This is a genomic window from Citrobacter sp. CK195, from assembly GCF_030333365.1.
In the GTDB taxonomy this organism is placed as follows: Bacteria; Pseudomonadota; Gammaproteobacteria; order Enterobacterales; family Enterobacteriaceae; genus Citrobacter_B; species Citrobacter_B koseri.
Genome location: NZ_JAOWGB010000022.1, coordinates 434,783 through 449,194 on the forward strand (window position 1 = coordinate 434,783; position 14,412 = coordinate 449,194).

Consider the following 14,412-nt stretch of genomic DNA (forward strand, 5'->3'; position numbering starts at 1 on the left):
CAATGGAGGCATTTCACAAGGAGCGCGTTATGAAGCCAGAAAACAAAATTCCCGTTATCGATCTTATTTCTGCGCAGATGAGGGCCGTCATCAACGTTCATCAGGCGGAGCTGCCGCCGTGGCCTGCGGATGACATTGCGGCGCAGCGCCAGCACTACACCCGCGAGCGCCGGTTCTGGAACGCCGGAGCGCCGCAGATGGCAACGCGGACGGCGGCGGTTCCCACACCCTACGGCGAGGTCGCCACGCGTCTGTATTATCCACAGCACAACAGCAGGGCAACGCTGTTTTATCTGCACGGCGGCGGATTTATTCTCGGCAATCTGGATACCCACGACCGCATTATGCGGCTGCTGGCGAGCTATACGCGGTGTACGGTCGTCGGCATCGACTATACGCTCTCTCCCGAGGCGCGTTTCCCACAGGCGATTGAGGAGACCGTCGCGGCATGTCGGTTCTTTCATCAACGCGCCGATGAATACGCATTGAACATGGCGCAAATCGGTTTTGCCGGGGATTCCGCAGGCGCTATGCTGGCGCTCGCCAGCGCACTGTGGCTGCGCGATAAGCAGATTGTATGCGGGAACGTGGTCGCCACGCTGCTGTGGTATGGTCTCTACGGGTTACAGGATTCGCCCAGCCGCCGTTTGTTTGGCGGAGAATGGGACGGCTTAACCCGTCAGGATCTGGAGAGGTATGAAAACGCCTATCTGCGTGACGAGCAGGATCGCGAATCCCCCTGGTATTGCCTGTTCAATAACGATCTGACCCGCAATGTGCCGCCCTGCTTTATTGCCGGCGCGGAGTTCGATCCGTTACTTGATGACAGCCGTCTGCTGCACCAGACGCTCCAGGCGCATAATCAGCCCAGTGAGTACCGGATGTACCCCGGCACGCTGCACGCCTTCCTGCACTATTCACGCATGATGAAAACCGCGGACGATGCGCTACAGGATGGCGCGCGTTTCTTTATGGCGCAGTTAAAATAGCCTCAGAGGTACGGTGCGGTCAGCTTCAGCATCATATCGATGTGTTCCGGCGCGGCATTGAGCGCCGGAATGTATTCGTATTTTTTACCGCCCGCCTCAAGGAAGATTTCCCGGTTTTGCAACGCGATCTCCTCCAGCGTTTCCAGACAATCCGCCGCAAAACCCGGACACATCACCTGAATATGCCCGGTGCCTTTTTCGCCCAGCATTTTCAACGTTTCGTCAGTATACGGCGTCAGCCACGGCTCGCGGCCAAAGCGCGACTGGAAGGTCATCATCACTTTTTCTGGCGCCAGACCAAGCGCAGAGACCAGTTCACGGGTAGTATCGCGACAGCGTTGCGGGTAGTCGTCGCCTTCGTCAGCGTAACGCTGCGGGATGCCGTGATACGAGAGCAGCAGCAAGTCCGGCTCGCCATGTTGGGCAAACGAGGCACGGGCGCTATTTGCCAGGGCGGTGATATAGCTATTGTCATCAGCGTAGTCACGAATAAACGAGACGCCTGGAATACTGCGTTTACGCGCCAGAATACGCGCCAGTTCGTCCCAGACGGCCGCCACCGTCGAACAGGAGTATTGTGGGTAGAGCGGCAGCACCACGATGTGATCGACGTGGTTCGCCAGCAGTTCATCGACCGCGCTTTCCAGCGACGGCGAACCGTAGCTCATCCCCAGCGCAACGGGCGTATCCGGGAGACGCTCTGCCAGCGCCTGCTGTTGCTCCCTGCTGTAAACCAGCAACGGCGATCCGCCTTCCTGCCAGATAGACTGGTACAGTTTTGCGACACGCGGCGCGCGCAGCGGCAAAATCACACCACGCAAAAGCGGCCACCACAGCAGGCGGGAAGTATCCACCACGCGCTCATCGCTTAAAAATTGCTTCAGATAGCGTTTAACCGCTTCAGGAGTTGGGGCATCGGGAGTGCCGAGGTTAGCCAGCAGGATACCGGTTTTCGTCTGACGCATTACCGCCTCTTATTGATTCAAATTGTTGATAATTGTAGCGGAAAAGCGAGGAAGAAGAACTAATTGCTGCGAGAGGTAAGATGAGAATTTGCCTGATGGCGCTACGCTTATCGGGCCTACAAGTCCGTAGGCCCGATAAGCGTAGCGCCATCGGGCAATTTACGGATTAACCGAGGATTTTTTCAAGGTCGGCACGCACATCGGCAACGGCCTGAGTACCGTCCACTTTCGCGTATTTAGTGTTACCCGCTTCCGCTTCTTTCTGGTAGTAACCAATCAGCGGCGCAGTCATCTGATGGTATTCCACCAGACGCTTACGAACGGTCTCTTCCTGATCGTCTTTACGGGTGGTCAGCTCTTCGCCGGTCACATCGTCCTTGCCTTCCACTTTCGGCGGATTGAATTTGATGTGATAAACACGGCCAGACGCCGCATGCACGCGACGGCCCACGATGCGGTCAACGATCAGCTCGTCCGGTACGTCGAATTCGAGAACATAGTCAACCGCAATGCCCGCTTCTTTCATGGCGTCAGCCTGCGGAATTGTACGCGGGAAGCCGTCCAGCAGGAAACCGTTGCGGCAATCGTCCTGCGCGATACGCTCTTTTACCAGCGCAATCACCAGCTCATCGGTCACCAGCTTGCCGGCGTCCATGATGTCTTTCGCTTGTTTACCCAGCTCGGAGCCAGATTTCACGGCGGCACGCAGCATGTCGCCAGTGGAGATTTGCACAATACCATATTTCTCCATGATGAACTGAGCCTGAGTTCCTTTACCCGCGCCCGGAGCGCCAAGCAGAATGATACGCATTACGAAAATCCCCTTAAAGGTTGTCGATATTTTTTAAAAAAGCGCTAAACGATACCACCATCACGCAATTCGCTCAAGGAAGGCGCCCTGCGCTGAAACGGTTAACGGCGGGAAAATGAAGAAAAAGAGAGGATAAAATAAAAAATGCCCGATGGCGCTGCGCTTATCGGGCCTACATAAGCAACCTGCTCGTAGGCCGGATAAGCATTAGCGCCATCCGGCATGACGCGGTGCCGATTAAGACACCAGCAACTGGTTCATACGACGGATAAACTGGTTCGGATCTTCCAGCGTACCGCGTTCGGCAAACAGCGCCTGATCCAACAGCAGCTCTACCCACTCGTTAAACTGCGCTTCGTCCTGGGTATCCGCCGTGCGTTTCACCAGTACGTGATCCGGGTTGAGTTCAAAGATGTATTTCACTTCCGGCACGGCCTGACCAGCAGCGGCAAACAGCTTCGCCATCTGGGTACTCATCTCGTCAGCGTCGGTGGTGACAATGGCCGGAGTATCGGTCAGACGATGCGTCAGACGCACCTCTTTCACACGATCGCCCAGCAGGGTTTTCACGCGCTCAACGAACGGCGTCAGCGCTTTTTCCGCTTCTTTTGCGCTTTCATCGACTTCATCCGCCAGTTTTTCCAGCGATTCGTCAACTTTAGATACGGACTGGAACGCCTTACCGTCGAACTCGGTCAGGTAATTCATCATCCACTCATCAATGCGATCGGAAAGCAGCAGCACTTCGATGCCTTTCTTACGCAGCAGCTCCAGGTGCGGGCTGCTCTTCGCCGCCGCGTAGCTGTCTGCCGTGATGTAGTAGATCTTCTCCTGCCCTTCTTTCATGCGGGAGATATAATCTTCCAGAGAGACGGTTTGTGCGGAAGAGTCCGTATGCGTTGAAGCAAAGCGCATCAGTTTCGCGATGGCTTCCTGGTTGGCATGATCTTCCGCCGGGCCTTCTTTCAGCACCAGACCAAACTGTTTCCAGAAGGTCTGGTATTTTTCCGCATCGTCTTTCGCCAGTTTTTCCAGCATTTGCAGAACACGTTTGGTCAACGCGCTGCGCAGGTTGCGGGTAACGGTGCTGTCCTGAAGAATTTCGCGGGAAACGTTCAGCGGCAGATCGTTGGAATCAATCAGACCACGCACGAAGCGCAGATAGTTCGGCATAAACTGCTCGGCGTCGTCCATGATAAAGACGCGCTGTACGTACAGTTTCAGCCCATGTTTGTGATCGCGGTTCCACATATCCCACGGCGCCTGAGACGGGATGTACAGCAGGCTGGTGTACTCCTGCTTACCTTCCACGCGGTTGTGGCTCCAGGTCAGCGGGTCGGTGAAGTCGTGAGCAATGTGCTTGTAGAACTCGTTGTACTCGTCGTCTTTGATTTCTGACTTATTACGCGTCCACAGCGCCTGCGCCTTATTGATTTTCTCCCAGGAGACGATCGTTTCACCGTCTTTTTCTTCCTGTTTTTCAATCTCTACCGGCAGTGCGATATGGTCGGAATATTTACTGATGATGGAGCGTACGCGCCAGTCATCAAGGAACTCGTCTTCGCCTTCACGCAGGTGCAGGGTGATTTCCGTACCGCGATCGTCTTTAGTGATATCCGCGACGGTGTACTCACCTTCGCCCGCCGATTCCCAGAACACGCCGTTTTCCGGCTTATCGCCCGCCGCGCGGGTACGCACGGTCACTTTATCCGCGACGATAAACGCAGAGTAGAAGCCGACCCCGAACTGGCCGATCAACTGGCTGTCTTTCGCCTGATCGGAACCCATTGATTCGAGGAAAGATTTAGTGCCGGATTTCGCAATGGTCCCCAGATGATCGATAACGTCATCACGGTTCATCCCCACGCCATTATCGGCGATGGTCAGCGTACGCTTATCTTTATCGAAGGAGACACGCACGCGCAGCTCGCCGTCGCCTTCATACAGATCCGGGTTCGACAGCGCGCGAAAACGCAGCTTGTCCGCCGCATCTGAGGCGTTAGAGATAAGCTCACGCAGGAAAATTTCTTTATTGGAGTACAGAGAATGGATCATCAGGTGCAGAAGCTGTTTTACTTCTGACTGAAAACCACGAGTTTCTTGTCCTTTCATTGGATAAATACCTCAACAATGCCATTTACAAGGTCAAAATGCGTTGAGGGAGAGATGGGGACGGGAAATGAGTTTTCAAGCGGGAGAACGCGAATGTTCTCCCGTTTGATTAAAAACGAATCTTATGACGCCCGGCAAGCGAGTGGGACAGCGTGGTGCCGTCGACCATTTCCAGTTCGCCGCCCACCGGTACGCCGTGGGCGATACGGCTGGCTTCAACGCCATATTGCGCACAAAGTTCGGCAATATAGTTCGCGGTAGCCTCCCCTTCGACCGTCGGGTTGGTCGCGAGGATCACTTCGCTGAGCTGTTCTGACGCCAGACGCTGCTCCAGACGATCGAGACCGATATCGTCCGGCCCGATGCCGTCGAGCGGCGACAGATGCCCCATCAGTACGAAGTAGCGGCCAGAGAATTGCCCGGTCTGCTCAATGGCGTAGATGTCCGCCGGACTCTCCACCACGCAGATTTGACCGTTTTCCTGACGACGCGGATTCGAACAGATATTGCACACGTCCTGCTCAGTGAAGGTGCGGCAATCGGCACAGTGGCCGATTTCCGACATCGCCCGGGTGAGCGCTTGCGCAAGACGCATCCCGCCGCTGCGGTCACGCTGAAGCAGCGTAAACGCCATGCGCTGCGCTGACTTCGGGCCAACGCCCGGCAGACAGCGCAGTGCTTCCATAAGCTGAGTTAACAGCGGGCTGGTTTGCATCAGAACGGCATCTTAAAGCCAGGCGGCAGTTGCATACCGGAGGAGACAGACGCCATCTTCTCTTTCTGGGTCTCTTCAATGCGACGCGCCGCATCGTTGAACGCCGCAGCGACCAGATCTTCCAGCATCTCTTTGTCGTCTTCCAGCAGGCTTGGGTCGATTTCCACGCGACGGCAGTTGTGCGCACCGTTAATGGTCACTTTCACCAGACCTGCGCCAGACTCGCCGGTGACTTCCAGTTTGGCGATTTCTTCCTGCATCTGCTGCATTTTTTCTTGCATCTGCTGGGCTTGCTTCATCAGGTTGCCCAGACCGCCTTTTCCAAACATAAGCTCTCTCTCTTGATGGTTTACAATCGCAAGCCGGGCTTACGATCAAATGGGGCGAATACTCTCTTCATCCAGATCCGCGTCAAAGAATCGACGCAGCGTCTGAATGTTGTTATCCGCAATAATCGACTCACGCGCCTGCGCAAGTTTCTCTTCATAAATCGCCTGACGCCACTCCAGCGGCGTTCGCACCGCCGGATTATCATCTTCAACGATGGTCAGTTCAACCGTCGTTCCCGTCAGGGCGCTCAATGCTTCCGCCAGCTTTTGCTGCGCGCCAGTGGAGTTAAGGTGTCGCTGCGTGGAGCGCAGATGCAGGCAAATGGTATTGCCGTTCTCCTCTTTCCAGGCGTTTAACGCCACCTGTTCCACCAGCTTCGGCAGGGAGAGCTGGCTAATTTGTGCCGCCCACGGATCGCGTTCAGTCGCTTCCGCGGCCAGTTTGGTCGCCAGTTCCGGTGTTTTTTCATGCTCCAGCGCCTTTTTCAGCGCTTTCGGCGTGGCCACAACCTCTTTTACTTCCACCACCGGATTGGTCGCCTTCCAGCGGTAGGCTTCTTTCTTCGTCGGCGTCTGTTCCAGCGCAGACGGCGCCGGACGCGCCTGAACGCGTTCAGAGACAGAGGCTAATCTTTCCAGCGCAGCGTTATTTACCGGCCGCGCGCGGGAAGCGGCTGCCGGTTCACTCTTTTTTGTTTTGGTTGCTCCCTGAGCACGCTGAAGCTGGTTGCGCGCCGCCAGCACCTGGCTGGTGGCATCTGGCAACGGCACCTCCTGGCGTACCGGAGCGGATTGTTGCGAAGGCACCTGCGTCGGCGTCATCACCGCCGTTGGCGCGACCGGCGCAAAAGATTGCTGCGGTCTTTCCGGTTCCGGCAGCGGCATACGTGGGTGGAATGCCAGCGCGCGTAATAGCGTCATTTCAACGCCCATCCGTCTGTCCGGGGCATAGGGCAACTCTTTGCGCCCAATCAACAGCGTCTGGTAATAGAGCTGTATGTCCGCTGGCGGCACGGTTCGCGCCAGTTCACGCATGCGCTGCTCAATCGCCGCCATATCGTTACCCAGCGCGGCAGGCGACAGCTGCACCATCGCAATGCGGTGCAACAGCCCCAGCATTTCGACCAGCAGCGCTTCCCACTCAATACCGCGCGCGGCGGCATCATTCACCAGCGACATCACGCGCTCGCCATTGGCGGCAACCACCGCCTCGACCAGCGAAAGCGCCTGGTCATCATCCAGCGTACCGAGCATCGCGCTCACCGCCTGGGTGGAGACCTGCCCGTCACCGCTGGCGATCGCCTGGTCGGTCAGGCTTAGCGCATCGCGCAGGCTGCCGTCCGCTGCGCGGGAGAGCAGTTGCAGCGCGCGCGGCTCATGCGCGATATGTTCTTCGTTAAGGATATGCTCAAGCTGATGGCGAATTTGTTCGACATCCAGCGCCTTGAGATGGAATTGCAGACAGCGCGACAAAATCGTCACCGGCAGCTTCTGCGGATCGGTGGTCGCCAGCAGGAATTTGACGTGCGCGGGCGGTTCTTCGAGCGTTTTAAGCAACGCGTTGAAACTGTGCCGCGAGAGCATATGCACTTCGTCGATCAGATAGACCTTAAAGCGGCCGCGCGCGGGCGCGTACTGGACGTTGTCCAGCAGGTCGCGGGTATCTTCCACTTTGGTGCGCGACGCGGCGTCGATCTCAATCAGATCGACAAAACGCCCCTGCTCGATTTCCCGGCAGTTGTCACATACGCCGCACGGCGTGGCGGTGATACCGGTTTCACAGTTCAGTCCCTTCGCCAGCAGACGGGCGATGGAGGTTTTACCGACGCCACGGGTGCCGGAAAAAAGATATGCGTGATGAATACGCCCTAACGACAAGCCGTTCGCCAGTGCGGTCAGCACATGTTCCTGGCCGACGACGTCAGCAAAGGTTTGTGGGCGCCATTTTCGGGCTAAGACCTGATAACTCATTGGCTGGCTCTGAAACGCTGGAAGGTGGATTCATGGGGGGAATGCTAACACAACCTCGCAAATACAGCGAGGTTGTGAGGCTTTATTCGCGACGCTCACCCTTTTGAGCCGCCGCAAGCGGCGTTCAAAACGCAAATGCGTTTTGTCGAGCGCTGGCCGGAACCAGAGTGGCGAATAAGATAGCCTGAATCAGTGCCCCGGGAAGGGAACCAGGCTATAACAGGTAATCCCCTGTTTTGCCAGACGCTGCTCACCACCCAGATCGAACAGATTGATGATGAAAGCGGCATCGGTCACTTCCCCACCCAGACGACGGATCAGCTTCACAGTCGCTTCGATTGTGCCGCCAGTCGCCAGGAGATCGTCCACCACCAGCACTTTATCGCCCGGTTTGATGGCATCAACGTGGATTTCCAGCTGATCGGTGCCGTACTCCAGCTCATAGCTTTCAGCGATCGTTTCACGCGGCAGTTTGCGCGGTTTACGCACCGGAACAAACCCGACGCCCAGGCCCAGCGCGACCGGCGCGCCAAACAGGAAGCCACGCGCTTCGGTGCCGACAACTTTGGTGATGCCTGCATTTTTGTATCGTTCAACCAGCAATTCAATGCTGAGCGCATAGGCTTTCGGGTCTTCCAGCAAGCTGGTGACATCACGGAAAAGAATGCCCGGTTTCGGGTAATCGTGAATGCTTTTAATGCTATTTTTGAGAAACTCAAGCTGCTGTGCAGTCGCGGTCATGGATATATGCCTGCTATTACGGTGTTACTCACGGCGCGAATTAAGGGGGTCAAAGTAACGATTGTTTAACCTTTAACCGTCTGCGCCTGTGCTCGAAAACGGTCGAATTTACTGGCTGCGTAAGACAATTGCAACAGCGATTATTGCGCTTCAGTGCTTTTGTTGCTTTTCATCAATCACCGGTATCCGCCACATAAAAATCAACAGGCAGGCCAGGATCGCCAGCAGCAGTATTCGTACCCACATCATATGCACCAGCCAAAGCGAGATACCGAATGTAATCAATATCAACGCAATAGCGCGTGGTTTCGCCCCCGGCGGCATCGCGCGATGCTTTTGCCAGTGACGCAAATAGCCGCCAAACCAGGAGCGGTAAAGCAGCCAGTCATGAAAGCGCGGCGACGAACGGGCAAAACACCAGGCCGCCAGTAAAATAAACGGCGTAGTAGGCAATAGCGGCAACACGACGCCCAGCGTCCCTAACACTACCGCCAGCCAGCCAATGATGATTAAAATAGTACGTTTCATAATGACAGTACGTAGCACACAAGGCTGCTACTGTAGCATAACAGTTATCATTTTCATCGGAGTGTTACATTGAAAACCACCATGCTGTTATACAGGCTGGAAAACCAGCTCGCCAGTCTGCGCCAGCAGAGCGCGCCGCTGGCACAGCATGCGACGCTCAGCGCACGCTTTGACAGGCATCTTTTTCGCACCCGCAGTACGCTATTGAAGGCGTATCTGGATGAAGCCGGAACCAACCTTGACGCGTTGCGCCATGCGGTTGAACAACAGACGCTGCCGCAGATTGCCTGGCTGGCGGAACGCCTGGTTTCACAGATTGAGGCGATAACACGAGAAACCGCGACCTGGTCGCTCAGGGAGTGGGACAGCGCCTCCCCGGGGCTGGCGCGCTGGCAACGTAAACGCGTAAAGCATCAGGAGTTTGAGCGTCGTCTGCTGGAAATGACCGAGGAGCGTAAAGCCCGTCTGGCGCAGGTCACCGGCTTCACCGAGCAGCAGGCGCTGCACCGAGAAATCGAGGCGTTTGAAGGCCGTCTGGCGCGCTGTCGTCATGCGCTGGAAAAAATAGAGCGCGTACTGGCGCGCCTGACCCGTTAACCACTGGAGAAAATATGTCGCTTGAGAATGCCCCGGACGACGTCAAACTGGCCGTCGATCTGATCGTCCTGCTTGAAGAGAATCAGCTGCCCGCGCAAACCGTGCTACGCGCGCTGGAAATTGTGAAGCGTGATTATGAAAACAAACTAAAAAACGCGGAAGACGCCTCGCAAAGCGATTAAAAGGGAGCTGGTGCGTCCTCACCGTCAATGTCAGAGTCTGCATCGGGACACAATGACGACGGACAGTTCATGGAACGACTTTCAACCACGCCGCATGATGCGGTATTTCGGCAACTGCTGACGCAAAAAGCGATCGCGCGGGATTTTTTACAGATCCATTTACCTGACACCTTTCTTCGCATCTGCAATCTGGATTCCCTGACGCTGGAGTCAGGAAGTTTTGTCGAAGAGAACTTACGGGCCAGCTATTCAGACATCCTCTACTCCCTGCAAACTACGCATGGACCAGGCTACGTTTATGCGCTGATTGAGCATCAAAGCAAACCCGATAAATTCATGGCGTTTCGCCTGATGCGTTATGCCATCGCCGCCATGCAGCGGCATCTTGATGCCGGGCACGACACGCTGCCGTTAGTGGTTCCCTTACTGTTCTACCACGGGTCAATTAGTCCGTGGCCCTACAGCCTGAACTGGCAGAATATGTTTTGTGAGCCCGCGCTTGCCAATAGCCTTTACAGCAATGAATTTGCGCTGGTAGACCTGACCGTAATGCCGGATAATCAGATCATGCGGCATCGGCGAATGGCGATGCTGGAGCTACTGCAAAAGCATATACGCCGACGCGATCTGGCCGAATTACAGGATCAATTAATCACGCTATTAACGCAGGAACACCTGACCCGTAGCCAAATCAGCGTGCTGATACACTATATGTTGCAGGTTGGGAATACCACGAACCCCGGCGCGTTGATCCGCAAACTGGCCAGCAGCGCCCCCCAGTATAAGGAGCAACTGATGAGCATTGCCGAATGGCTGGAAGAGAAAGGCAGAGCAGACGGGCTGCAAAAAGGAATGCAGCAAGGACGGCAGAAGGGCTTAGAAGAAGGTCGTCAGGCCGAAGCACGCAGCATCGCTCTCAAAATGCTCGACAGCGGTCTGGCCCCCGATCTGATCACCCACCTAACCGGACTCTCGCCAGAAGAGCTGTCTGCGCTCTCCCATTAGAGACACTCAGGGCGGCCTGGCCGCCCTGAACAGAACTTAGCCCACCGATGGCGTCGGATCGTCGCCTTTGATTTCGCGTTTAACTTCCGTCACTTCGTCACCTTTCTCATTGCGCAGATGCACTTCAAGCTGGTTAAAAGCGATGTCGATGTTATTTTCACGGCACAAACGATCGATGGTCCGGTTCAGCTCATCCACTGTATGGCTGCGATCGCGCAGTTCACGCACGTACAGACGCAGTTCATGATCGAGCGTACTGGCGCCAAACGTGGTAAAGAACACCGCAGGTTCTGGCTCACGCATCACTTTCGGGTGCTCCGTCGCCGCCTGCAACAGCACTTTTTTCACTTTGTCCAGATCCGAGCCATAGGCGACGCCAAGGCGGATCACCAGCCGGGTGGTGGTGTCGGACAGCGACCAGTTGATCAATCGTTCGGTCACGAAGGCTTTGTTCGGAATGATCACCTCTTTACGATCGAAGTCGGTAATGGTGGTCGCACGAATACGGATCTTGCTGACCGTCCCGGAGAAGGTGCCGATAGTCACCGTATCGCCAATGCGTACCGGGCGTTCAAACAGGATAATAATGCCAGAGACGAAGTTACCGAAAATCTCCTGCAAGCCGAAACCAAGACCAACCGATAACGCCGCCGCCAGCCACTGTAGTTTGTCCCACGATACGCCAAGCGATCCGAATACCGTCATCGCGCCAACGGCAATGATGATGTAGTTGAGGATCGTGGTGATCGCATACGAAGCCCCCTGGCGCATTTTCAGTCTGGAAAGTACCAGAACTTCCAGCAGGCCAGGTAAGTTACGGATCAGCGCCCAGGCCACCATTGACACAATAATGGCAAACAGCAGGCTACCCATCGTAACGTTTTTAACCACCGCGGCGCCCGCTTCCGTGCCGTTGTAGTGCCAGAGCGTGATGCTGTCGAGATAGCTGAACACGGTGATCAGATCGGACCAAATCGCCCAGAACATCACCCCGAACAGGGCAATCATCAGCAGCATGGTGATGCGCAGCGTTTGCTGGTTAACCTGTTCCAGCGCAATGGTCGGTTCTTCCTGCGGCTCCGCGCCTTCCGCCCCCTCTTTCACCAGATTCTGGCGACGCGCCAGCGCACGGCGCCAGGCAATACGACGCGCCGCGACGCTCAGGCCGCGTAACACGGTCTGATACAGCAGGTTCCAGATAATCACCAGATAGACGGTTTCAATCCAGCGCCCGGACAGGCGTAGCGTGGTATAGAAATAGCCCGTCGCGGTCAACACCATCAACGCGACGGGAATGATGGAGAGCACGGTAATCGTGATCAGACGTAAACCATGCGACTCCTTATCACGCCAGCTATCGCGGCACATTGGCCACACCAGCAGAGTAATAAGCAGAAGGTTGAGGAAAATCACCACCTGCCCCAGCACATCGTCCATCAGATGCAGCGGAGAAAGTTCAGCGACCACCGACCAGAAATGCAGCGGCAGTAGCGCCAGACTGATGCGCACAATCTGGCGGCGCCAGTGGCTGGTCAATTTCGCCGGCATGCCGAAGTGCCGAATGGCAACGCCCTCTTTCTCCAGCACCTTCCAGCACAGACCGAATACCAGCCAGAACAACGCCAGCTTTTTACTGAACGCCCATAACAGGTCGCTAATATTCAACTGCATGGTGAGGAGGATCAGCCCCACCGCAAGGATTATCAGACAAACCGGCAAGGCGCGAATCAGATCGATGAAAATCGCTTTCGGCGTATTGAGCTGGCTGTCGTTACGCAATGATCCCACCGCGGCCGCCAGCTTCTCCTGGTACGCTTTAAGCCATTTCAGTCGCCAGCGAATCACCCCGGCGATCAGCAGCAAAGGCAGCCCCGCGAGGAATGCGATGAATACCGCAGGCCAGGCCTTTTCCCAGTTCACCGTAATTTTCATCGACCTGAACTGATCTTTCAGCGTTTGCGGGAAGGCTTTAATCCAGTCCCAGTCCATCGGGCGGTTACTGTTAACCCAAAAGATTTGCTGAGTCAGGATCTCTTTAAGGTTTTTCGAGACGCTCATCAGCTGCTGTTGATTGATTTGCAGGTTAATGGCCATCATCAGCTGATTGCCCAGTTGCTTATTCAACTGATCCAGCAATTCCCTGCGCATATCAACCACTTGCAGCAGCGCATCATGCACTTCGTCATTAACCTCGTCAGTGTGCCCTTCTTCCAGTTTGGCCACAAAGGCATCGTTCTGGAACAAAGCGTCACGCTGCTGGTTAACTTCAAACTGCTCCAGACGCAAATCCGCAATCCGGTTGGTCATATCGACAAGTTCATCTGCCGACGGCAGCGTTTGCTGCTGCTGATACAAGATACGCGACAACAGCAAACTGCCTCTCAGCACCGCAATCTGCTCTTTGATATTGCGCTCTGATTGCAGCGCGCGATCAAGCCAGTTTTTGACTTTGATGTTCTGCTGCATGAGCGCGTTGCCGTTTTCGGTTGCCGTGATCAGGCGCTGGCTCAGTTGATGATTGACATCCAGCTCCTGCTTCACAAGAGGGTTAGCCTGAATACGCGCCGTTTCATCCGGCGAGATCGCCTCCTGCGCCGTCTTCTCGGTTAGCGTCAGACGTTTGCTGTTGACCGCTTCCTGCAAAAGCTGGAGCTGGTGTTCCAGTCGATTGGTGTTCGCCGTAACGTAATCGCGCTGCTTTTGCAGGGTATCCTGCAAAACTGTATTGCCTTCCAGACTTTTGCGCTGCTGATCGATTTGCGCGTTAAGCAACGCCTGTTGCGCCTGTAGCAGAGCCTGTTGACTCGGGCGCAATGCGCCGTCCCCGACACTGGTGCCGTCCAGTCGATTACGGATTTGCTGCATTTGCTGCGACGCGGTATACATCGCGTTTTGCACACGCTCAGGCTGCGTCTGGAGCGAAACCAGCTGACTATTGTAAGTCGCCAGATCGTTTTGCGAGTTCTGCAAATCATCCAGCACCTGCGCAACCCGAAGTTCCAGCTGGCGCAGCGAAAGCGTGCTCAACGTTTTTCGCGTTTCGTCGTCATTATCCACATCGCTGAGGGCATTCAGCGCGTCCGTCGCCTGACGCATTTTTTCCGGCGCCTGCGCGACTTTCTGACGTAATTGCGTGGTCTCCTCTTTTACCCGATCGATTTTATCAAGCGTGGCGAGCGTATCGATGAGATCCTGCTGAACCAGTTTATCCAGCGCCGAGAGGTCTTTCTGTTTACCCAGCGCATCCAACTGGCTTTGCACGTCTGCTTTCGACGGCAGATCGCCATTCGTTTGCGCACGGGCAAACGCCAACGACTGACCGCACAGCAATAACACAAAGAAAATGATTGAGATAAAAACAAGATGCGATGAACGTTTATGGAGCTGCAACATAGTCATGGGAGTGAAGGTTTCTGAACCGGAAGAATGACCGGAAATAGTCAAGCCGCAAGAATATCACGGCGGTG

At 55.5% G+C, this 14,412-nt stretch carries 13 protein-coding genes and 1 other annotated feature; of the genes, 4 read left to right on the forward strand and 9 right to left on the reverse strand.

Annotated elements, in window-relative coordinates; genetic code table 11:
• The first annotated feature begins 29 nt into the window (after window positions 1-29).
• Window positions 30-989, forward strand: a complete 960-nt coding sequence (aes, locus tag OGX93_RS06980) for an acetyl esterase (RefSeq protein WP_286449415.1) — start codon at window positions 30-32, stop codon at window positions 987-989.
• Between the two features lie 2 nt (window positions 990-991).
• On the opposite strand, the gene hemH is transcribed toward aes, so the two are convergent.
• The 8 genes from hemH to OGX93_RS07020 all read right to left on the reverse strand — a co-directional run bounded on the left by hemH (window position 992) and on the right by OGX93_RS07020 (window position 9,161).
• Entirely contained in the window at window positions 992-1,954 is a 963-nt protein-coding gene (gene hemH / locus OGX93_RS06985; RefSeq protein ID WP_047458399.1) for a ferrochelatase, read from the reverse strand.
• Between the two features lie 166 nt (window positions 1,955-2,120).
• Window positions 2,121-2,765: an adenylate kinase gene (gene adk, locus OGX93_RS06990; RefSeq protein ID WP_012133500.1), complete on the reverse strand. Its 645-nt coding sequence runs from the start codon at window positions 2,763-2,765 to the stop codon at window positions 2,121-2,123.
• Window positions 2,766-3,002: 237 nt separating this feature from the next.
• A complete protein-coding gene (gene htpG, locus OGX93_RS06995; RefSeq protein ID WP_012133501.1) occupies window positions 3,003-4,877 on the reverse strand; it encodes a molecular chaperone HtpG in 1,875 nt (624 codons plus the stop codon).
• Window positions 4,878-4,986: 109 nt separating this feature from the next.
• Window positions 4,987-5,592 carry a recombination mediator RecR gene (recR, locus tag OGX93_RS07000; protein ID WP_012133502.1) on the reverse strand — a complete coding sequence of 202 codons (606 nt, stop codon included), beginning with the start codon at window positions 5,590-5,592 and terminating at the stop codon, window positions 4,987-4,989.
• On the reverse strand, window positions 5,592-5,921 hold the full coding sequence (locus tag OGX93_RS07005) for a YbaB/EbfC family nucleoid-associated protein (protein WP_001515903.1): 330 nt from the start codon (window positions 5,919-5,921) through the stop codon (window positions 5,592-5,594). Before OGX93_RS07005 ends, recR begins: the two co-directional genes overlap by 1 nt.
• A gap of 45 nt (window positions 5,922-5,966) precedes the next feature.
• The gene (gene dnaX, locus OGX93_RS07010; RefSeq protein ID WP_047458402.1) at window positions 5,967-7,892 is read right to left on the reverse strand and encodes a DNA polymerase III subunit gamma/tau; all 1,926 of its coding nucleotides are present in this window, start codon (window positions 7,890-7,892) and stop codon (window positions 5,967-5,969) included.
• Window positions 6,570-6,634: a sequence feature (DnaX frameshifting element), on the reverse strand. Its footprint overlaps the gene before it by 65 nt.
• A gap of 189 nt (window positions 7,893-8,081) precedes the next feature.
• Complete coding sequence (gene apt, locus OGX93_RS07015) at window positions 8,082-8,633, reverse strand: adenine phosphoribosyltransferase (protein WP_012133504.1); 552 nt, start codon at window positions 8,631-8,633, stop codon at window positions 8,082-8,084.
• A 150-nt stretch (window positions 8,634-8,783) separates the two neighbouring features.
• The gene (locus OGX93_RS07020; protein WP_012133505.1) at window positions 8,784-9,161 is read right to left on the reverse strand and encodes a DUF454 family protein; all 378 of its coding nucleotides are present in this window, start codon (window positions 9,159-9,161) and stop codon (window positions 8,784-8,786) included.
• 69 nt (window positions 9,162-9,230) lie between these two features.
• Between OGX93_RS07020 and priC the strand changes: the two genes are divergently transcribed.
• The 3 genes from priC to OGX93_RS07035 all read left to right on the forward strand — a co-directional run bounded on the left by priC (window position 9,231) and on the right by OGX93_RS07035 (window position 10,945).
• Window positions 9,231-9,758, forward strand: coding sequence for a primosomal replication protein N'' (priC, locus tag OGX93_RS07025; RefSeq protein WP_286449414.1), 528 nt, complete (start codon window positions 9,231-9,233; stop codon window positions 9,756-9,758).
• Window positions 9,759-9,772: 14 nt separating this feature from the next.
• Complete coding sequence (gene rsmS, locus OGX93_RS07030) at window positions 9,773-9,940, forward strand: pleiotropic regulatory protein RsmS (RefSeq protein WP_012133507.1); 168 nt, start codon at window positions 9,773-9,775, stop codon at window positions 9,938-9,940.
• 69 nt (window positions 9,941-10,009) lie between these two features.
• On the forward strand, window positions 10,010-10,945 hold the full coding sequence (locus OGX93_RS07035) for an Rpn family recombination-promoting nuclease/putative transposase (RefSeq protein WP_286449413.1): 936 nt from the start codon (window positions 10,010-10,012) through the stop codon (window positions 10,943-10,945).
• Window positions 10,946-10,981: 36 nt separating this feature from the next.
• On the opposite strand, the gene mscK is transcribed toward OGX93_RS07035, so the two are convergent.
• Window positions 10,982-14,344: a mechanosensitive channel MscK gene (gene mscK / locus OGX93_RS07040; protein ID WP_230011802.1), complete on the reverse strand. Its 3,363-nt coding sequence runs from the start codon at window positions 14,342-14,344 to the stop codon at window positions 10,982-10,984.
• Window positions 14,345-14,412: the final 68 nt, after the last annotated feature.